This window comes from Thauera chlorobenzoica, assembly GCF_001922305.1.
GTDB classification, from domain to species: Bacteria; Pseudomonadota; Gammaproteobacteria; order Burkholderiales; family Rhodocyclaceae; genus Thauera; species Thauera chlorobenzoica.
In genome coordinates this window covers 711,419-730,430 of sequence record NZ_CP018839.1, presented here as the reverse complement: position 1 = coordinate 730,430, position 19,012 = coordinate 711,419, and the positions used below count along the sequence as shown (strand labels likewise).

At 70.0% G+C, this 19,012-nt stretch carries 15 protein-coding genes; 5 read left to right on the top strand and 10 right to left on the bottom strand.

Annotated features, from left to right (window positions below; genetic code table 11):
* Positions 1-10: 10 nt before the first annotated feature.
* The 9 genes from nqrE to Tchl_RS03510 all read right to left on the bottom strand — a co-directional run bounded on the left by nqrE (position 11) and on the right by Tchl_RS03510 (position 11,491).
* On the bottom strand, positions 11-619 hold the full coding sequence (gene nqrE, locus Tchl_RS03550) for an NADH:ubiquinone reductase (Na(+)-transporting) subunit E (protein ID WP_075147180.1): 609 nt from the start codon (positions 617-619) through the stop codon (positions 11-13).
* Between the two features lies 1 nt (position 620).
* Positions 621-1,289, bottom strand: coding sequence for an NADH:ubiquinone reductase (Na(+)-transporting) subunit D (locus tag Tchl_RS03545; RefSeq protein WP_075147179.1), 669 nt, complete (start codon positions 1,287-1,289; stop codon positions 621-623).
* A 2-nt stretch (positions 1,290-1,291) separates the two neighbouring features.
* Positions 1,292-2,083 (bottom strand): Na(+)-translocating NADH-quinone reductase subunit C, encoded by a 792-nt coding sequence (locus Tchl_RS03540; RefSeq protein ID WP_075147178.1) that lies wholly within the window; start codon positions 2,081-2,083, stop codon positions 1,292-1,294.
* On the bottom strand, positions 2,073-3,287 hold the full coding sequence (locus Tchl_RS03535) for an NADH:ubiquinone reductase (Na(+)-transporting) subunit B (RefSeq protein ID WP_075147177.1): 1,215 nt from the start codon (positions 3,285-3,287) through the stop codon (positions 2,073-2,075). The genes Tchl_RS03540 and Tchl_RS03535 overlap by 11 nt, the downstream gene beginning before the upstream one ends.
* A 2-nt stretch (positions 3,288-3,289) precedes the next feature.
* A complete protein-coding gene (locus tag Tchl_RS03530; protein ID WP_075147176.1) occupies positions 3,290-4,642 on the bottom strand; it encodes a Na(+)-translocating NADH-quinone reductase subunit A in 1,353 nt (450 codons plus the stop codon).
* 210 nt (positions 4,643-4,852) lie between these two features.
* Complete coding sequence (locus Tchl_RS03525; RefSeq protein ID WP_075147175.1) at positions 4,853-6,052, bottom strand: acetyl-CoA C-acyltransferase; 1,200 nt, start codon at positions 6,050-6,052, stop codon at positions 4,853-4,855.
* A gap of 14 nt (positions 6,053-6,066) precedes the next feature.
* Positions 6,067-8,460, bottom strand: a complete 2,394-nt coding sequence (locus Tchl_RS03520) for a 3-hydroxyacyl-CoA dehydrogenase/enoyl-CoA hydratase family protein (protein WP_075147174.1) — start codon at positions 8,458-8,460, stop codon at positions 6,067-6,069.
* Positions 8,461-8,491: 31 nt separating this feature from the next.
* Positions 8,492-8,962, bottom strand: coding sequence for an acyl-CoA thioesterase (locus tag Tchl_RS03515; RefSeq protein WP_083945143.1), 471 nt, complete (start codon positions 8,960-8,962; stop codon positions 8,492-8,494).
* A 33-nt stretch (positions 8,963-8,995) separates the two neighbouring features.
* Positions 8,996-11,491, bottom strand: coding sequence for an acyl-CoA dehydrogenase (locus Tchl_RS03510; protein WP_075147173.1), 2,496 nt, complete (start codon positions 11,489-11,491; stop codon positions 8,996-8,998).
* A gap of 276 nt (positions 11,492-11,767) precedes the next feature.
* On the opposite strand from Tchl_RS03510, the gene Tchl_RS03505 reads away from it, so the two are divergent.
* From Tchl_RS03505 to Tchl_RS03490, 4 genes are read left to right on the top strand one after another with little or no spacing between them, the layout of a single operon-like run.
* A complete protein-coding gene (locus Tchl_RS03505; RefSeq protein ID WP_075147172.1) occupies positions 11,768-12,421 on the top strand; it encodes a LysE family translocator in 654 nt (217 codons plus the stop codon).
* A gap of 8 nt (positions 12,422-12,429) precedes the next feature.
* The gene (locus tag Tchl_RS03500) at positions 12,430-14,286 is read left to right on the top strand and encodes an ABCB family ABC transporter ATP-binding protein/permease (protein WP_075147171.1); all 1,857 of its coding nucleotides are present in this window, start codon (positions 12,430-12,432) and stop codon (positions 14,284-14,286) included.
* Between the two features lie 29 nt (positions 14,287-14,315).
* Positions 14,316-16,073: a cation:proton antiporter domain-containing protein gene (locus Tchl_RS03495; RefSeq protein WP_075147170.1), complete on the top strand. Its 1,758-nt coding sequence runs from the start codon at positions 14,316-14,318 to the stop codon at positions 16,071-16,073.
* Positions 16,074-16,084: 11 nt separating this feature from the next.
* Positions 16,085-17,140 (top strand): asparaginase, encoded by a 1,056-nt coding sequence (locus Tchl_RS03490; protein WP_083945142.1) that lies wholly within the window; start codon positions 16,085-16,087, stop codon positions 17,138-17,140.
* Between the two features lie 42 nt (positions 17,141-17,182).
* Here the strand turns inward: Tchl_RS03490 and cysB are convergent, their stop codons facing one another.
* On the bottom strand, positions 17,183-18,124 hold the full coding sequence (gene cysB / locus Tchl_RS03485; RefSeq protein ID WP_075149554.1) for an HTH-type transcriptional regulator CysB: 942 nt from the start codon (positions 18,122-18,124) through the stop codon (positions 17,183-17,185).
* 106 nt (positions 18,125-18,230) lie between these two features.
* Here cysB and Tchl_RS03480 point away from each other — a divergent pair, with 106 nt between their 5' ends.
* Positions 18,231-19,010 carry a sulfite exporter TauE/SafE family protein gene (locus tag Tchl_RS03480; protein WP_075147169.1) on the top strand — a complete coding sequence of 260 codons (780 nt, stop codon included), beginning with the start codon at positions 18,231-18,233 and terminating at the stop codon, positions 19,008-19,010.
* The last annotated feature ends 2 nt before the right edge of the window (positions 19,011-19,012 follow it).

Sequence of the window (19,012 nt, the reverse complement as noted above, 5' to 3'; positions counted from 1 at the left end):
CACTGCCTCCTTACAGCTGCACGCCGGAGAAGGACATGAAGCCCAGCGACATCAGCCCGATGGCGATGAAGGTGATGCCCAGGCCCTGCAGCCCCGCGGGCACGTCGCTGTACTTGAGCTTCTCACGGATGCCGGCAAGGAGCGCGATCGCCAGCGCCCACGAGGCCCCCGAGCCAATCCCGTACACCGTGCTCTCGGCCAGGTTGTAGTCGCGCTCGACCATGAACAGCGAGCCGGCCATGATCGCGCAGTTGACCGTGATCAGCGGCAGGAACACGCCGAGCGCGTTGTAGAGGCTGGGCACGTACTTATCGAGCAGCATCTCGAGGATCTGCACGATCGCCGCGATCACGCCGATGTAGGACAGCAGGCCGAGGAAGGACAGGTCCACGTCGGGCAGGCCGGCCCAGGCGAGCGCGCCGTCGCGCAACAGATACGTGTAGATCAGGTTGTTGGCCGGTACGGTGATCGTCTGCACCACGACCACCGCGATGCCGAGGCCGATCGCGGTCTCGACCTTCTTCGAGATGGCGATGAAGGTGCACATGCCGAGGAAGAAGGCGAGCGCCATATTCTCGATGAACACCGCGCGCACGAAGAGGCTGATGTAATGCTCCATCTCAGTAGGCCTCCTTGGTGATCACCTGCGGCGCCATCCGGAACGCCGGTTTCTCGACCTGCTCGGTCTTCCAGGTGCGCAGCGCCCAGATGATCAGGCCGATCAGGAAGAACGCCGAGGGCGGCAGCAGCAGCAGGCCGTTGGGCACGTACCAGCCGCCGTCCTTGGCGAGGGGGATGATCTCGACGCCGAACAGCTTGCCGGCGCCGAACAGTTCGCGGATCACCCCCAGCGTGAGCAGCATCGCGCTATAGCCCAAGCCATTGCCGATGCCGTCGAAAAAGGACAGGCCCGGCGGGTTCTGCATCGCGAAGGCCTCGGCGCGCCCCATCACGATGCAGTTGGTGATGATCAGGCCGACGAACACCGACAGCTGCTTGGACAGGCTGAACGCATAGGCCTTGAGGATCTGGTCGACCACGATCACGAGCGAGGCGATGATCACCATCTGCACGATCATGCGGATCGAGCCCGGGATCTGGCTGCGGATCATCGAGATGAACAGGTTCGAGAACCCGGTCACCAGGGTCAGCGCGATCGACATCACCAGCGCGGTCTGCAGGTTCGAAGTGACCGCCAGCGCCGAACAGATGCCGAGGATCTGCAGGCCGATCGGGTTGTTGTGGAAAATCGGGTTGAGCAGGACTTCCTTGACGGTGGGTTTGGACATGATCAGGCCCCCTGTGCGCTACGCAGCCGGGCGAGGTAGGAGCCGAAGCCCTGCTCGCCGAGCCAGAATTGAAGCAGACGATCGACGCCGTTGCTGGTCAGCGTGGCGCCGGCCAGCGCATCGACCTGATGGCCGGCGTCCGCGCTCGCCGGATCGACGCCGCCCTTGACAATGCGGATCACCGGCTTGCCGGCCTCGTCGAACAAGGTCTTGCCCGGCCACAGCGCCTTCCACTTCGGGTTGTCGACTTCGCCCCCCAGGCCCGGCGTTTCGGCGTGCTGGTAGAAGCCGAAGCCGACCACGGTGTTGAGGTCGGCCTTCACTGCCATGAAGCCGTGCAGCGTCGACCACAGGCCGTAGCCGCGCACCGGCAGGATCAGGGTGTCGAGCGCGCCGTCCTTCTCCACCAGGTACACGGTGGTGAAGCGCTCGCGGCGCTTGATCAGCGCGATGTCCTGCTCGCCCGCCAGGGCGGTCGACAGCTTCGGGTCCCGGGCCGCCTTCAACGGGTCGAACACCGCCGGATCGTAGGCCTCGGTGTAGTCGCCGGTTTCCAGATCCACCACTTTCGCGCTGATCCGTTCGGCGAACAGCGTCTTCACCTCGCGCCCCGACATCCGCGCCTCGCCCAGCCCGGCGATGGCGAGGATGCTGCGCTGCTTGTCGAGCTGGCGGTTCTCGATCTGCACCGGCTTCAGCGACACCGCCGCGCCGGCGACGAAGATCGAACTGACCAGACTGACCGCGAGCGCCACCAGCAACGTGCGGGCGGTCGATTCCTTCTTACTGGACATTGCGCGCGAGCCTCCGCTTGATGTTGGCCGCGACCACGAAATGGTCGATCAGCGGCGCACACAGGTTGGCGAACAGGATCGCCAGCATCATCCCTTCGGGGAAGGCCGGGTTCACCACCCGGATCAGCACCACCATGACGCCGATCAGGGCGCCGAAGATCCACTTGCCGGTGTCGGTCATCGACGCCGACACCGGGTCGGTGGCCATGAACATCATCCCCAGGGCGAAGCCGCCGACCACCAGGTGCCAGTGCCAGGGCATCGAGAACATCGGATTGGTGTCCGAGCCGATGGCGTTGAACCCCAGGCTCATCGCGATCATGCCGAGCATGACGCCGGCGACGATGCGCCAGGAGGCGATCTTCATCAGCAGCAGCACGCCGCCGCCGATCAGCAGCGCCAGGGTGCTGGTCTCGCCGATCGAGCCGGGCATGAAGCCGAGGAAGGCGTCGCTCCAGGTCAGACCGCTCGCCACCACCTGGTCGATGCCGCCGGCGGCCGCCTGCGACAGCGCGGTGGCGCCGGTGTAGCCGTCCACGGTGGTCCACACGGCGTCGCCCGACATCTGCGCCGGATAGGCGAAGAACAGGAAGGCGCGCCCGGTCAGCGCCGGGTTGAGGAAGTTCTTGCCGGTGCCGCCGAACACTTCCTTGCCGATCACGACGCCGAAGCTGATCCCCAGCGCGACCTGCCACAGCGGGATCGACGGCGGGCAGGTGAGCGCGAACAGCACCGAGGTGACGAAGAAGCCCTCGTTGACTTCGTGGCGCCGGATCGAGGCGAACAGCACTTCCCAGAAGCCGCCGACGATGAAGGTGACGAGGTAGATCGGCAGGAAGAAGGCCGCGCCGTGGATGAAGTTGTCCCACAGGCTGCCGGGGTCGAAGCCGGCGAACAGGCTCACCAGGCCGAGGCGCCAGCCTTCCTGCGCCGCCATCAGCCCGGAATTGGCGGCGAGGATGGTGTTGGCCTGGTAGCCGGCGTTCCACATCCCGAACAACATCGCCGGGAAGGTGCATAGCCAGACCGTGATCATCATCCGCTTGAGGTCGAGGCCGTCGCGCACGTGGGCGGTGCTGCGGGTGACACTGGCCGGCTTGTACAGGGCGGTGTCGATGGCTTCGAACAGGGCGTAGAACTTCTCGTAGCGGCCGCCCTTGTCGAAATGATGCTCGATGCTGTCGAGCCAGGAGCGCAGACTCATGCTCAACCCTCCTTCTCGATGCGCGTGAGGTTGTCACGCAGGATAGGACCGTACTCGTACTTGCCGGCACAGACGTAGGTGCACAGGGCGAGGTCTTCCTCGTCCAACTCGAGGGCGCCGAGCTTTTGCGCCATCTCCGTGTCGCCGACGATCAGCGCCCGCAGCAGCTGGGTGGGCAGGATGTCGAGGGGCATCACTTCTTCGTAGTTGCCGATCGGCACCATCGCCCGCGGGCTGCCGTTGGTGCTGGTGGTGAAGTCGAACAGGCGCGCGGGGTCGAGCTTGGAGAGGTAGAGGTTCATCACCGAATGCTTGTTCACCCCGGCGCGCAGGTAATGCAGCATCTCGCGCTCGGTGCCCTCTTCCAGGCACGACACCTGCAGGTGGTAACGGCCGAGGTAGGCGCAGGCGCCACGCGAAGTGCGCCCGCCGAACACCGACCCGGAAATCACCCGCACCTTCTTGCCGACCCGGATCTCGCCGGCGGTCAGCTCGTCGAGGTTCGCCCCCAGCCGGGCGCGCACCAGGCGGGGCTTGCCGATCATCGGCCCGCCGAGCGCGACCACCCGTTCGACCCACAGCCGGCCGCTGGCGAAGAGCTTGCCGACGGCGATGACGTCCTGGTAGTTCAGATACCACACGCTCTTGTGCGCATCGACCGGATCGAGGAAATGGATGTGGGTGCCCGGCAGGCCCGCCGGATGCGGGCCGGCGAAGGCTTCGGCGCCGACGTTGGCGAGCCCGGCGCCCGGCAGCTGGACGCCGGCGGCGTGGCAGACGACGACGCGGGCAAGCCGCGCCAGCACTTTCAGGCCGCGCTCGAAGTCGGCCTTGTGCTCGGCGATCACCACCACCGGATCGGCCGCCAGCGGATGGGTGTCGATCGCGGTGACGAAGATCGAGCTCGGCTTCGCGTCGACCGCCGGCACCTTGCTGAAGGGGCGCGTGCGCAGCGCCGTCCACAACCCGGAGCGGATCAGGTTGTCGCGCACATCGGCGTCGGCCAGGGCGTCGAGTTCGGCATCGCGGTAGCGCGCGAATTCGACCGCGCTGTCGGCGGACTTCTCGTCGTCGAGGTCGATCACCACCGATTGCAGCACGCGCTGCTCGCCGCGATGGATCGCGCCGACCGTACCGGCCCCCGGCGCGGTGTACACCACGCCGGGCGTCTTCTTGTCGGAAAAAAGGACCTGTCCGAGCTTGACCCGGTCACCGACCTGCACCGCCATCGTCGGCTTCATGCCGTGGTGGTCGAAGCCGATGACGGCCACGCTGCGCACGGCACGCCCGGCCTCGATGCGCTGCGCCGGCGCACCGGTGATGGGCAGGTCCAGGCCGCGTTTGATTCTTATCATGCGCTTCTCGCCCAAAGACTCGTGAGAATGAACGAGGCCTTTCCCCCCTTGGCAGCCTTCGGCTACCGGACGGCGGGACAGGCCTCGCGTCGACAAACGGGCGGATTATAAAAGATTGTTACCGAACGATCACCCCGACTTTGGCTGACGTTTACGTCAATTGCGTTTTCTGCCCGCGCGTGGCCCGCGCAGCAGCGCCCGCGGGCGCCCTCAAACGCGCTCGAACACCCCTGCCGCGCCCATCCCGGTGCCGATGCACATGCTGATCATGCCGTAGCGCAGGGCGGGGTCGCGCCGCATCGCCGCGATCAGGGTCGCGCTGCGGATCGCCCCGGTGGCGCCGAGCGGATGGCCCAGCGCGATCGCGCCGCCGAGCGGATTGACCTTTTCCGGATCGAGCCCGAGTTCGCGCATCACCGCCAGTGCCTGGGCGGCGAACGCCTCGTTGAGCTCGATCCAGCCGATCTCGCCGAGCCCCACCGCGGCGCGCGCCAGGGCGCGCGGAATGGCCTCGACCGGCCCGATCCCCATCAGCTGTGGCGCCACGCCGGCCACCGCATAGCCGGCGAAACGGGCGACCGGGGTCACCTGGTAGCGCTTCAGCGCCGCCTCGCTCATCAGCAGCACCGCGGCCGCACCGTCCGACATCTGCGAGCTGTTGCCCGCGGTCACCGAGCCGCGCGCGGCGAACACCGGCTTGAGCTTCGCCAGGCCTTCGGCCGAAGCGTCCGCGCGCGGTCCTTCATCGTGCTCCACGACACGCTCGATCACCCGCACCGTGCCGTCCTCGCCCGGCACATGGGCGCGCACCGTGTATGGCCGGATCTCGTCGGCGAAGCGCCCGCCGGCGATCGCCGCGCAGGCGCGACGGTGCGACTCGAGGGCGAAGGCATCCTGGTCGGCGCGGCTCACCTGCCACTGCGCCGCAACTTTCTCCGCGGTCAGGCCCATCCCGTAGGCGATGCCGACGTTCTCGGCACGGGCGAAGATCGCCGGGTTGAGGCTGACCTTGTTGCCCATGATCTGCGGCATCGCGCTCATGCTCTCGGTGCCGGCGGCGATCATCACGTCGGCCTCGCCGAGGCGGATGCGGGCGGCGGCATCGGCCACCGCCTGCAGGCCGGAAGCGCAGAAGCGGTTGATCGTGACTCCGGGCACGCGCTCGGGCAGGCCGGCGAGCAACAGCCCGATGCGCGCCACGTTCATGCCCTGCTCGGCCTCGGGCATCGCGCAGCCGGTGATCACGTCGCCGATCTCGCCGGCGTCGAGCGCGGGCACCGCGGCCGCTACCGCGGCCAGCACCTGCGCCAGCAGGTCGTCCGGGCGGACGTGGCGGAAGGCGCCGTTGCGCCGCGCCACCGGAGTGCGCAGCGCGGCGACGATGTAGGCGTCCTGAATCTGCTTGCTCATGGCTCGTTCCTCGCTCAGTTGCGCAGCGGTTTGCCGGTTTCCAGCATGTGGGCGATGCGCTGCCGGGTCTGTTCGGTCTGCAGCAGGGCGACGAACTGGGCACGCTCGACGTCGAGGATCCACTGCTCGCTGACCGCCGCCCCCGAATCGACCTCGCCGCCGCACAGCGCGGTGGCCGCGGCCCGGGCGACGCGGTAGTCGTGTGCGGAAATGAAACCGCCCTCGGCCATGTTCACCAGCATCAGCTCGCAGGTGGCGATGCCGTTGCGCCCGGCCACGGTCACCGCCGGGTTCGGCAGCGGCGGATGCCAGGCCGACTCCGCCAGCGCACGCGCGCGCCGGATCGCGGTGTACAGCAACTCGGCGGGGTGGAACAGGATGTCGTCGGCGGGGGTACCGAAGCCGAGTTCGACCGCTTCGCGCGCGCTCTTCGCCACGGTGGCCAGGGCGATGGTCTGAAAGGCGTTCTGGATATAGGGGAAGACATCGCCGCCGGCCGCACGCTGCGCCAGCGCATGCGCCTGCACGGCGAAGGCCTTGCAGCCGCCGCCGGCCGGAATCAACCCGACCCCGGCCTCGACCAGGCCGACATAGCTCTCGAGCGCGAACACCCGGTGCGCGGCGTGCATCGCGAACTCGCAGCCGCCGCCCAGGGCCATCCCCTGCACCGCGGCCACCACCGGCACCTGGGCATGGCGGATCGCCATCGAGACCCGCTGGAATTTCGCCACCATGCGCTCGAGGAGGGCGAACTGGCCTGCGCCGCAGGCTTCGGCGAGCTGCTGCAGGTTGGCACCGACCGCGAACGGCGCCGAATGCCAGATCACCAGGCCGTCGAGTTCGGCCTCGGCGCGCGCAATCGCTTCGAGCAGGCCGTCGACGGCGACGCTGCCGATCGCATGCACCCGGCCCGTGAGCGACACGATGCCGATCCGCGCGTCCTGGTCGGGGCGGCACCACAGGCGCACCCCGCCCTGCCCGGCCGGGCTTTCCCACAAGGTTTCGCCGCGCGCATCGGGCGCCTCGCCGAGCACCCGCTCGGGGTAGAGCTGGCGCCGGTACACCGGCAGCGCGGCGCGCGCCACCAGGGTGTCGGCGGCGGCGCTGTAGGAGCCGGCCGGCGCATGCACACCGTCGCGCCCGGCCACCCAGGCCGGCAGCGCCACCGCCGCCAGCGCCCGGCCATGGGCGATGTCGTCCTCGATCATCGCTGCCACCTCGCGCCAGCCCGCCGCCTGCCAGGTCTCGAACGGCCCCAGCGCCCAGCCGAAGCCCCAGCGCATCGCCAGGTCGACGTCGCGCGCGTTGCCGGCGATGGTGCCGAGATGGTGGGCGCAGTAGTGGAACAGGTCGCGAAACACCGACCACAGCAGCTGCGCCTGGGGATGCGGATGGGCGGCGAGCGCGGCGAACTTCTCCACCGGGTCCTTGAGCTCGAGAATCTCCTCGACGTCGGGGAACAGCTCGCCAGCGCTGTCGCGGTAGCCCCCCGTCGCCGGGTCGAGCACCTGGACGCGTCCGCCGTGCTTGCGGTAGATCCCGGCGCCGCGCTTTTGCCCCAGCGCGCCCTGTGCGATCAGCGCCTGCAGCCAGTCGGGCACGGCAAAGTGGGCATGCCAGGGATCATCGCCGAGCGTCGCCTGCAGGGTGCCGATGACGTGGGCGAGGGTGTCCAGCCCGACCACGTCGGCGGTGCGGAAGGTGGCGCTCTTCGGGCGACCGATGCGGGTGCCGGTGAGCAGATCGACGTCGTCGAAGGCCAGACCGAGGCGCGCGGTGTGGTGAATCACGGCGAGAATCGAGAACACGCCGACGCGGTTGGCGAGGAAACCGGGAGTGTCCTGCGCGCGCACGATGTTCTTGCCCAGGCGGGTGGTCAGCCAAGCCTCGAGCGCATCGACCAGCGCCGGCTCGGTGTCGGCGGTGGGAATCAGCTCGACCAGCGCCATGTAGCGCGGCGGGTTGAAGAAATGGACCCCGCAGAAGCGTGCCCGCCGCGCCGCCGGCAGCCCGGCCGAGAGCGCGGCGATCGACAGCCCCGAGGTGTTGGAAGCGAACACCGCGTCGGCGCGCAGGTGGGGGGCGACACGGGCGTAGAGCGCGAGCTTCCACTCCATTTTCTCGGCGATCGCCTCGATCACCAGGTCGCACTCGGCCAGCCGGGCGAGGTCGTGCTCGTAGCTGGCGGCCTCGATGTAGTGCGCACAGCCGCGCGCCGCCAGCGGCGCCGGATCGAGCTTGGCGAGCCCGGCGATGGCGCGCGCGGCGACGGCGTTGGCCGCGCCCTCCGCCGCGGCGAGGTCGAACAGGAGCACCGGGATGTCGGCACTGGCGCAATGGGCGGCGATCTGCGCCCCCATGACGCCGGCGCCGAGCACGGCGACCTTGCGGATGATCAGTCGATTCACTTGCGCCTCCTCCCCGCGGTGTGCGGTGTGCTCAGGAATGGGTCGGTGGAGCGGGCCGGTCGGGCCCGCCCGCGGCAGGCCCGGGCGCGGCCGGCGCCGCCGGAGGAATCAGCTGCTTGCGCCCGTGCTCGTCGAGCGCGACGTAGGTCAGGCGCGCCTCGGTCACTTTCACCACCACCGGGTTCTCGAGGTCGCGCTCGGCATAGACCTCGACGTCGACGGTGACCGAGCTGCGCCCGGTGGCGACGACTTCGGCGTAGAAGCTGACCAGGTCGCCGACCGACACCGGCTGGCGGAAAGCGAAGGAATTCACCGCCACCGTCGCCACCCGGCTCCGGGCGCGACGGTGGGCGGGAATCGCGCCGGCGATGTCGACCATCGACATGATCCAGCCGCCGAAGACATTGCCTTCGGGGTTGAGGTCGGCCGGCATCGGCATCACCCGCAGCTCGGGCTGCCGGTGCGCCGGCAGGCAGGTCCGGGGATCGGGGCTATCGTTCATCGTCGAAGGGGCTCCACGGCAAGGTCGCGCCGCTCAGGGCGCAGGAGTAGGGTTACGACCCGGGTTACGACCCGCGGATGCGGCGCCGAGGGCCTCGGCGAGGCCGAAATCGAGAGGGAAATCGTCGACGCGGATGACCTTGTCGCGGAGCCGGTTGCGGCGCTCGACGAGGGCGTATTCCTCGGCGCCGATCACGCCGGCATCGCGCGCGCGCCGCCACACTTCATCGACGTCGCCGCTGGCGAGCACGCCGGGGCTGAAGCGGCCCTCGCGCTCGGCCTGCCTCAGCCGTGCCTCGACCGGCTCGGCGGCGAGGGTAGCGGCGAGCGCGGCTTCGAGCGCCCCCAGCGGCTCGTCGACGTCCTGCGGCAGATGGACCGCGGCGGTCAGGCGGTCGCGGGTGGGAGAGGGCTCGATCAGCAGCGCCGCGACCTGGTGGCCGAGCTGATCGGAAGGCACCACGTAGGGATGGCCGAGGGGGAACACCACCACCCGGCGCAGCAGCGCGGCGGCGAACTTGCTGGGGAAGTTCGCGATCACCCCTTCGAAGGCGAGCTGGATGCGGAACATGCAGTCCCAGATCGCCCAGTGCATCAGCGGCGCGTCCGCGGCCTGGCGGCCTTCGGCCTCGTAGCGCTTGAGCGTCGCGCTCGCCAGGTACATCAGCGACAGGATGTCGCCGAGCCGCGCCGACAGCTTCTCCTTGCGCTTGAGTGCGCCGCCCAGGATGCCCATCGAGAGATCGGCGAGGAACGCGAACGCGGCCGAGAAGCGGGTCAGCTGCTGGTAGTAGCGCCGGGTCTCGGGGGCGACGTCGGCGCCGACGCGGACGAAGTGCGAGCCGGTCAGCCCCATCCCCAGCGCACGCGCGGCGTTCGACGCGGTATACGCGGCATGCCCCCACAGCGCGCGGTCGAAGGCGTCGAGATCGCCGCCGCGGGCGGCGTCCATTTCGGCGAGTACCCAGGGATGGCAGCGGATCGCGCCCTGGCCGAACAGGATCAGGCTGCGGGTGAGGATGTTCGCCCCCTCCACGGTGATGCCGACCGGAATCTGCTGATAGGCGCGGCCGAGGAAGTTCTGCGGGCCGAGGCAGATGCCCTTGCCGCCGATCACGTCCATGCCGTCGTTGACGGTCTGGCGGGCGCGCTCGGTGACGTGGTACTTGACGATCGCCGACACCACCGCCGGCTTCTCGCCGAGGTCGAGCGCACCCGCGGTCAGCACCCGCGCGGCGTCGCTGAGGTAGGTGTTGGCGCCGATCCGGGTGAGCGCCTCCTCGACCCCTTCGAAGCGCCCGATCGGCGTCTTGAATTGCTGGCGCACGCGCGCGTAGGCCCCCACCGCACGCGCGGTGAGCTGCTGCATGCCGGCGTTGGAGCCCGGCAGCGAGATCGAGCGCCCCGCCGCCAGGCACTCCATCAGCATCCGCCAGCCCTGCCCGGCCATCCGCGGGCCGCCGATGATGAACTCCAGCGGCATGAATACGTCCTTGCCGCGGACCGGACCGTTCATCCACACCGCGTCGAGCGGGGCGTGGCGGCGGCCGATGTCGACGCCCGGATGGTCGCGCGGCACCAGCGCGCAGGTAATGCCGATGTCCTCGTCGCCACCGAGCAGGCGCTCCGGGTCGTAGAGGCGGAACGCCAGCCCGAACACGGTGCACACCGGTGCCAGGGTGATGTAGCGCTTGTCGAAGCTGACCCGCATGCCGAGCACATCCTCGCCGTTCCACTGCCCCCGGCACACCACCCCGGCATCGGGAATGGAGGCGGCGTCCGACCCCGCCCACGGGCTGGTGAGCGCGAACGCGGGGATCTCGCGCCCGCTCGCCAGCCCCGGCAGGTAGTGCTGCTTCTGCTCAGGGGTGCCGTAGTGCAGCAGCAGCTCGGCGGGGCCGAGCGAGTTCGGCACCATCACCGTCACCGCCGGCGTCGACGACCGGGTCGCCAGCCGGGTGATGACTTCCGAATGGGCGAGGGCGGAGAAGCCCTTCCCGCCGTATTCCTTCGGGATGATCATGCCGAGAAAGCCGCGCGCGCGGATAAACGCCCAGACTTCGGCCGGCATGTCCTGGCGCCGGGTGCAGTCCCAGTCCCGCACCATCCGGCACAGTTCCTCGGTGTCGTCGTCGAGGAAGGCCTGCTCCTCGGCGCTCAGCGTCGGCCACGGGTAGGCGGCGAGCTTCGCCCAGTCCGGGCGGCCGGCGAACAGCTCGCCTTCCCACCACACGGTGCCGGCTTCGAGAGCGTCCTTCTCGGTCTGCGACATCGCCGGCAGGGCACGACGGAAAAGCGTGAACACCGGCACCGTCAGCCACCTGCGGCGCAGCGCCGGGGCGCGCAACACGTGCATCGCCGCGGCGAAGGCGGCCATCGCCAGCACGGTCAGCGCCGCCGCCCAGTCCGCCGCCCAGCCCAGCGCCGCGAGCCAGGCCAGCCCCGCCCACAGCCAGGCGAAGGATGACGCACGCCGGGCGGCGAGGCCGACGACCAGCACAGGCAGGGCAATCAGGACGATCCAGCTCATCGTTGTCTCCAGGCTCGGCAAAGCCCTCTTCCGGCTTTCGGGAGCGCCTTCCGGCGCCACTCAGCCTGCATCATAGCCGCCATGCCGCGCCGCCGGGCAATCGCACACGCCGGCAAGATTGTCCGTGCACCGCCGCAAACCGGGCCGCATAATGGCGGAAATCCGCACCGGCCCCCTTCCGCCAGCCCCCTCCACGCCCCCTTCCAGCGGCCACGGCGGGCGCGCCGGCAACGCCGGCCGGCGGCCCCCCAACGCCACCTCACCCACCGTTCAGCCATGCTCGACTTTGACACCGCCCTCGCCTTCCTCGGCATCAGCTTCCTGATCACCCTCGCCCCCGGCCCCGACAACCTGATGGTGCTGGGACAAAGCCTGGCGCGCGGGCGGATGGCCGGATTCGGCATCGCGCTGGGCTGTGCGCTGGGCTGTTTCACCCACACCCTGTGGGCGGCACTGGGGGTGAGCGCGGCGCTGGCTTCCTCACCCACCGCCTTCCTCGCCCTCAAGCTCGCCGGCGCCGCCTACCTCGCCTGGATCGGCATCAACGCCCTGCGCCATGCCGCCGCGGTGCGCCTGCAACCGGCCGGCGAGCAGGCCCCCGCGCCGTGGCACACCTACCTGCGCCGCGGCTTCATCGCCAACGCGATCAACCCCAAGGTCGCGCTCTTCTTCCTCGCCTTCCTGCCCCAGTTCGTGCGCCCCGCCGACGGCGCCGCCAGCCTGCAGATGGCCCAGCTCGGCCTGCTCTTCGCCGCCCAGACGGTGCTCATCTTCGGCGCCCTCGCCTTCGCCGCCGGCGGCATCGGCCGCCTCCTCGCCCGCCGCCCTGGCGCCGGCGCCTGGCTCGAGCGCATCGCCGGCATCGTCTTCATCGGCCTCGCCCTGCGCCTGGCGGTCGACGACGCCCCCCTGCCCGCCGCGGCGCGCTGAGGCGGGCGATGCGACGCGCCCCCGCCGCCGCCCTGCCCGGCCCCGAACCCGCCCAGCGCCACGACTGGCAGACGCTCAAGAGCCTGCTGCCCTTCATCTGGGCCTACAAGGGCCGGGTGATCTTCGCGCTCGGCTGCCTGCTCGCGGCCAAGGGCGCCAACGTCACCGTCCCGATCATCTTCAAGCACCTGATCGACGACCTCTCGCTCACCACCGGACAGGCGTTCATCGTGGTGCCGGCCGCGCTGCTGCTGGCCTACGGGGTGCTGCGCTTTTCCGCCTCGCTGTTCACCGAGCTGCGCGAGATCGTCTTCGCCCGCGTCACCCAGCAGGCGGTGCGGGCGATCTCGCTGCGCGTGTTCCGCCACCTGCACGCGCTGTCGCTGCGCTTTCACCTCGAGCGCCAGACCGGCGGCCTGACCCGCGACATCGAGCGCGGCACGCGCTCGATCGGTTCGCTGATCAGCTACACGCTGTACTCGATCCTGCCCACCCTGGTCGAGATCGGCCTGGTGATCGGCATCCTGCTCGTGCAATACGACGCCGTGTTCGCGATCACCACCCTGGTGACGCTGGCGCTGTACATCGTGTTCACGGTGCAGGTGACGAACTGGCGCACCGCGCTGCGCCGCCGCGCCAACGAGCTCGACTCGGCGGCCAACGCGCGCGCGATCGACAGCCTGATCAACTTCGAGACGGTGAAGTACTTCAATAATGAGGAATTCGAAGCGCGCCGCTACGACGACGAACTGCAGAAATGGACGCAGGCGCAGGAGACCAACCAGTATTCGCTGTCCGCGCTCAACATCGGCCAGGCCGCGATCATCGCCGTCGGCGTCACCGTGATGATGTGGCAGGCCGCCGACCGGGTGGCGGGCGGGGTGATGACGATCGGCGACATCGTGCTGGTCAACGCCTTCCTGATCCAGCTCTACATCCCGCTCAACTTCCTCGGCGTGATGTACCGCGAACTGCGCCAGGCGCTCACCGACATCGAACGCATGTTCGGCCTGATGCACGAGCACCGCGAGATTGCCGATGCCGCCGACGCGGTGGCGCTGCCGCCCGGCCCGGCCGGGGTGCGCTTCGAGCATGTCGGCTTCGCCTACGATGCCCGCCGGCCGATCCTGTTCGACGTCGATTTCGACATCCCCGCCGGCAGCACGGTAGCGGTGGTGGGGCAGTCGGGGTCGGGCAAATCGACCCTGGCGCGCCTCCTGTACCGCTTCTACGATGTCCAGGGCGGCGCCATCCGCATCGACGGCCACGACCTGCGCCAGCTCACCCAGGACAGCCTGCGCGCGGCGATCGGCATCGTTCCCCAGGACACGGTGCTGTTCAACGACACCTTGGTCTACAACATCCAGTACGGCCGCCCCACCGCCAGCCGCGCCGAAGTGGAAGCCGCCGCCCGCGCCGCCCAGCTCGAGGATTTCGTCGCCCAGCTCCCCGAAGGCTACGACACCCGGGTCGGCGAGCGCGGCCTGAAGCTGTCCGGCGGCGAGAAGCAGCGCGTCGCGATCGCCCGCGCGCTGCTCAAGGACCCGGCGATCCTGATCTTCGACGAGGCCACTTCGGCGCTCGACTCGAAGACCGAGAAGGCGATCCAGGCCCAGATCGAGCGCGCCGCGCAGGGCCGCACCGCGCTGGTGATCGCACACCGGCTGTCGACGGTGATGGACGCCGACGAAATCATCGTCCTCGACGCCGGGCGCATCGTCGAGCGCGGACGCCACGCCGCGCTGCTCGCCCGCAACGGCGCCTACGCCCAGATGTGGCTGCTGCAGCAGCAGGAAGAGGGCGACGACGGCGCTGCCCCGGCCGCAGCACGCCCCCGAACGACGCCCACGCCCGGCGTGGCGTAACCCCCGCGCCCACCCATAGCGAAGCCTCGATGGACACCCACGACAGCTTTCCCTTCCTGAAGGAAATCATCCTCTTCCTCGCCCTCAGCGGCGTGCTCATTCCGCTCCTCGGGCGGCTGCGCATCAACCCGGTGCTCGGCTTCCTGTCGGTCGGCGCCGTGCTCGGCCCCTACGGCCTGGCCAGCCACGCCGACGCCTGGCCGCTGCTGTCGTGGCTCACCTTCGCCCGCCCCGAAGACGTCGAGTTCCTCGCCGAACTGGGGGTCATCTTCCTGATGTTCATGATCGGCCTCGAGATGTCGGTCGAGCGCCTGTGGTCGATGCGCCGCCTGGTGTTCGGGCTCGGCGGACTGCAGGTGGCGCTGTCGGCGGCGGCGGTCGGCGGGCTGGCCTGGTCCTTCGGCAACGCCGTCGAGGCCTCGGTGATCCTGGGCGTGGTGCTGGCCTTCTCGTCCACCGCGATCGTGATGCAGCTCTTGATCCAGCGCCGCGAGATGGGGACGCCGCTGGGCCAGGCGGCGTTCGCGATCCTGCTCTTCCAGGATCTCGCGGTGGTGCCGCTGCTGGTGCTGATCAGCATCCTCGGCGCCGCCGCCGGCGAAGGCAGCTTCGCGCTCCTGCTCGGCAGCGCGCTGCTCAAGGGCGTGCTGACGGTGCTCGCGCTATACCTGATCGGGCGCCGCGTGATCCGCCCGCTGTTCCACCAGATCGCCGCCAGCCGCCAGCCCGACACCTTCACCGCGCTGACCCTGCTGACCACCCTGGGCGTGGCCACGCTGACCTGGATGGCGGGGCTGTCGATGGCGCTCGGTGCCCTGCTCGCCGGCCTGATCATCGCCGAGACCGAGTTCCGCCATGAAGTCGAGATCACCATCGAGCCATTCAAGGGCCTGCTGATGGGCCTGTTCTTCATGTCGGTGGGGATGGGCATCGACCTGCGCGCGCTGCTCGCCGAACCGCTGTGGATTCCGCTCTCGGTGCTCGGCCTGCTGGCGCTCAAGGGCCTGATCCTGGTCGTCCTGCTGCGCCGCTTCGGGCTGTCCTGGGGGCGCGCGGCCGAAGGCGGCCTGCTCCTCGGCCAAGGCGGCGAGTTCGCCTTCATCGTCATCGGCCTGGCGCTGGGCTTCGGCCTGCTCGGGCGCGAAATCGGCCAGTTCATGCTGATCGTGGTCGGCGTGTCGATGCTCTGCGCACCGCTCGTCGCCCGCTTCGGCCAGAGCCTGGGGAACCTCATCGACCGCCGCCTGGTGCCGCCCGAAGCGGCGCCCGATGCCGAGCTGGGCGCGCTCCACGGTCACGTCATCATCGCCGGCTTCGGCCGCGTCGGGCAGATGGTGGGGCAGATGCTGGCCGAACAGGGCGTGCCCTTCGTCGCCATCGAGAACGACGCCAAGCTCGTCGCCCAGCAGCGCAAGGCCGGCGTGCCGCTGGTGTTCGGCGACGCCAGCCGCCCCGAGCTGGTGCGCAAGCTGCGCATCGACCGGGCGCAGGCGGTGGTGCTGACCATGGACCACACCGCCGCAGCCGAGCATGCGGTGCGCGGCATCCGCCGCCTGATGCCGATGCTGCGCATCATCGCCCGCGCCCGCGACGAGCGCCACGCGCTGCGCCTGCGCGAAGCCGGCGCTTCGGTGGTGGTGCCGGAAACGCTGGAGTCCGGCCTCCAGCTCACCGGCTGGGTGCTGGAGAGCCTGGGCGTGCCGCCGGAAGCCTCGCTGCGCCTGCTCGAGCAGGAGCGCGAACGGCGCATCGTCGCCCTGCGCGACGACGGCGCACCCACCCCCTGAGGACCTTCCCCGTGCCCTCCCCCCGTCCTCGCATCACCCTGATCACCACCGGCGGCACGATCGCCGGCGCCGCCGCCTCGGCCATCGACACCCGTGGCTATACCGCCGGGCAGCTCGGCGCCGCCGACCTGCTCGCTGCCGTGCCCCAGCTCGCCGCACTCGCCACCGTCAGCGCCGAGGCCCTGTTCGCCCTCGACAGCAAGGACATGACGCCCGCGCACTGGCTGGCGCTGTCGCGCCGGGTGCAGGCGCTCGTCGACGACCCCGCGGTGGACGGCATCGTCATCACCCACGGCACCGACACGCTGGAGGAGACCGCCTATTTCCTCGCCCTCACCGTCGCCCGCCGCAAGCCGGTGGTGCTCACTGCGGCGATGCGCCCGGCCACCGCGCTGTCGGCCGACGGCCCGCTCAACCTCTATCAGGCGGTGCAGCTCGCCGCCCGCCCGGCGGCCGCGCGCGCCGGCGTGCTCGCTGTGCTTGGCGACCGCATCCTGCCCGCGGCCATGCTCACCAAGCGCCACCCCAGCGCCGTCGACGCCTTTGCCCAGCCCGGTGCGCTCACCGTGACCGCCAGCGACATCGCCCTGCAGGCCCTGGCCCGCCCTCCGGCCGCCCCGCTGCGCCTGCCTGCCGGACTGGTGCAGCTGCCGGCGGTGGAAATCCTGACCGTGGCCGCCGGCAGCACACCGGCCCTGCTCGGCACAGCAGCGCGGAGCCTGCGCCACGCCCCCGACGGCGGGGAAGAAATCGGCACGAGCGACGCAGGCACGGCACGGCCGCGCCGAGGGCCTTCCCGCCCCGGCGGCGGCCTGGTGCTGGCCCTGCCCGGCAACGCCAGCCTGCCCGAACCCTGGCGGACTGCGCTCGAAGCGCTGCCGCCGACGATCCCGGTGGTGCTCGCCAGCCGCTGCGGCGGCGGCACCGTCACGCGCGGCCACGCACTTCCCGCGCACTGGCTGCACGCCGGCCCCCTCGATGCACTGAAGGCGCGCGTGCGCCTGATCGCCGCCCTCGCCGCCGGCCTGCGCGGCGCCCGCCTGCAGCGCTGGTTCGAGCAAGCCTGAGCGCCACCGTGCCGCGGGCCGCCAGCGCGGCACGCCCCGGCGTCACAGGCCGGGGTCGGTGCCGCCGCCGGCGAGCGCGGTCTCGACCATGCGCCGCGACAGGTGCGGGGCGAAGCCCTCGATGAAGGCGTACACGTAGGTGCGCAGCCAGGCGCGCCGGCGCAGGCCGATGCGGGTGGTGCTGGACTCGAACAGGTGGGAGGCATCGACCATCCCCAGGCGGCGGTCCTCGTCGGCGTCGTAGGCCATGCGCGCGAGGATGCCGATCCCGAGGTCGAGCTCGACGTACTTCTTGATCACGTCCGAGTCGATCGCCGACAGCACCACGTTGGGCTTCAGGCCGCGGCCGAGAAAGGCCTTGTTGATCAGGCCGCGGCCGGTGAATGCGTCGTCGTAGGTGATGATCGGGTAGCGCGCGATCGCCTCCAGGGTGAGCGGCGTCTCGCGCAGGATGGGGTGGCGCGGGGTGGCGACCACGCAGCGGTTCCACTGGTAGCAGGGCAGCATCACGAGCTCGTCGAACTCGGCGATCGCCTCGGTGGCGATGGCGAGGTCGGCGGTGCCGTCGAGCACCATCTCGCCCACCTGGCGCGGATTGCCCTGGTGCAGCGAGAGCTTGACCTGCGGGTAGCGCTGCATGAAATCGCGCACCACCCCGGGCAGCACGTAGCGTGCCTGGGTGTGGGTGGTGGCGATCGACAGGCTGCCCACCGCCTCGTTGGCGAATTCGTCGCCGACCTGCTGCAGGTTGTCGAGGTCGCGCAGCACGCGCTCGGCGATCACCAGCACCGTGCGCCCCGGCTCGGTGACCGCCACCAGGCGCTTGCCGTGGCGCTCGAAGATCTCGACCCCGAGCTCGGCCTCGAGCTGGCGGATCTGCTTCGACACGCCCGGCTGCGAGGTGAACAGGGCGTCGGCGGCCTCGGAGACGTTGAGCCCACGGCGGGCGACTTCGTGGATGTAGCGCAGCTGCTGCAGGTTCATGCCCAGGCCCATATAACAACAGGTTCTTAAAGTCTAACTTAAAACTTATTTTCCGGGCTAAGCAAAATCTTTACGATGCGCTGCACCATCGAGGAGCACAGCACACATGGACTTCGCTTACACCATCACCGGTTTCGCCGTCGGCGCCATCGTCGGCCTGACCGGGGTCGGCGGCGGCTCGCTGATGACGCCGCTGCTGGTGCTGCTGTTCGGCATCCACCCCTCGGTGGCGGTCGGCACCGACCTGCTCTACGCCGCGATCACCAAGACCGGCGGCACCCTCGCCCATGGCCTGAAAGGCACGGTGGACTGGAAGATCACCCGCCTGCTCGCCACCGGCAGCCTGCCCGCCGCGGTGCTGACCCTGGTGCTGGTCGGGCGCTTCGCCCCCGGCGGCATCGACGGCGCCGCCAGCCTGATCAAGGTCGCACTCGGCTTCGCCCTGCTCCTGACCGCGGTCGCGCTGATTTTCCGCAAGCACATCCAGGCCCTCGCCCTGGCACGCTTCAGCGGCACACCGAACCCGGCGCGCACCGCACGCCTGACCGTGTTCACCGGGGCGGTGCTGGGGGTGCTGGTGTCGATTTCCTCGGTCGGCGCCGGCGCCCTCGGCGTCACCGCGCTATTCTTCCTCTACCCGGCGATGCCCGCGCTGCGCATCGTCGGCTCGGACATCGCCCACGCCGTGCCGCTGACCGCGGTCGCCGGCCTCGGCCACTGGTTCCTCGGCAGCGTCGACTGGCTGCTGCTGGGCAGCCTGCTGATCGGCTCGCTGCCCGGCATCTGGCTCGGCACCCACATTTCGACCCGCATCCCGGACCGCGTGCTGCGCCCGATCCTGGCGACGATGCTGGTGCTGGTGGGCGCCAAGCTGATCAGCCACTGAAC

What these genes read in the sequence shown, in the direction of transcription:
- nqrE (WP_075147180.1), bottom strand. Translation starts at nt 619, where the DNA reads ATGGAGCATTACATCAGCCTCTTCGTGCGCGCGGTGTTCATCGAGAAT.
- Tchl_RS03545 (WP_075147179.1), bottom strand. Translation starts at nt 1,289, where the DNA reads ATGTCCAAACCCACCGTCAAGGAAGTCCTGCTCAACCCGATTTTCCAC.
- Tchl_RS03540 (WP_075147178.1), bottom strand. Translation starts at nt 2,083, where the DNA reads ATGTCCAGTAAGAAGGAATCGACCGCCCGCACGTTGCTGGTGGCGCTC.
- Tchl_RS03535 (WP_075147177.1), bottom strand. Translation starts at nt 3,287, where the DNA reads ATGAGTCTGCGCTCCTGGCTCGACAGCATCGAGCATCATTTCGACAAG.
- Tchl_RS03530 (WP_075147176.1), bottom strand. Translation starts at nt 4,642, where the DNA reads ATGATAAGAATCAAACGCGGCCTGGACCTGCCCATCACCGGTGCGCCG.
- Tchl_RS03525 (WP_075147175.1), bottom strand. Translation starts at nt 6,052, where the DNA reads ATGAGCAAGCAGATTCAGGACGCCTACATCGTCGCCGCGCTGCGCACT.
- Tchl_RS03515 (WP_083945143.1), bottom strand. Translation starts at nt 8,962, where the DNA reads ATGAACGATAGCCCCGATCCCCGGACCTGCCTGCCGGCGCACCGGCAG.
- Tchl_RS03510 (WP_075147173.1), bottom strand. Translation starts at nt 11,491, where the DNA reads ATGAGCTGGATCGTCCTGATTGCCCTGCCTGTGCTGGTCGTCGGCCTC.
- Tchl_RS03505 (WP_075147172.1), top strand. Translation starts at nt 11,768, where the DNA reads ATGCTCGACTTTGACACCGCCCTCGCCTTCCTCGGCATCAGCTTCCTG.
- Tchl_RS03500 (WP_075147171.1), top strand. Translation starts at nt 12,430, where the DNA reads ATGCGACGCGCCCCCGCCGCCGCCCTGCCCGGCCCCGAACCCGCCCAG.
- Tchl_RS03495 (WP_075147170.1), top strand. Translation starts at nt 14,316, where the DNA reads ATGGACACCCACGACAGCTTTCCCTTCCTGAAGGAAATCATCCTCTTC.
- cysB (WP_075149554.1), bottom strand. Translation starts at nt 18,124, where the DNA reads ATGAACCTGCAGCAGCTGCGCTACATCCACGAAGTCGCCCGCCGTGGG.
- Tchl_RS03480 (WP_075147169.1), top strand. Translation starts at nt 18,231, where the DNA reads ATGGACTTCGCTTACACCATCACCGGTTTCGCCGTCGGCGCCATCGTC.